Raw genomic sequence first — 242 nt, 5'->3', positions numbered from 1 at the left:
CCCATACCCTGGGTGACCTGCACAGCTTCGTGCAGCGTTATCCGCGTCTGTTCGTGCTGACCGGCGCGGGCATCAGCACCGACTCCGGCATTCCCGGCTATCGCGACGACAACGGCGAATGGAAGCGCTCGCCGCCGATCACGTTGCAGGAATTCCTCGGCACCGTCGCGAGGCGCCAGCGCTACTGGGCGCGCAGCATGGTCGGCTGGCCGGTGGTCGCCGACGCGCGGCCGAACGCCGCG

The 242-nt window shown here is 69.4% G+C and carries 1 protein-coding gene; it reads left to right on the top strand.

Annotated elements, in window-relative coordinates; translation table 11 throughout:
- On the top strand, nucleotides 1-242 hold a 242-nt coding region (locus SB764_RS44025), incomplete at both ends, for a Sir2 family NAD-dependent protein deacetylase (RefSeq protein WP_410867316.1).

It is taken from the genome of Paraburkholderia sp. SIMBA_027 (assembly GCF_046535315.1).
GTDB classification, from domain to species: domain Bacteria; phylum Pseudomonadota; class Gammaproteobacteria; order Burkholderiales; family Burkholderiaceae; genus Paraburkholderia; species Paraburkholderia tropica.
This window is presented reverse-complemented; position numbering and strand designations above follow the sequence as displayed.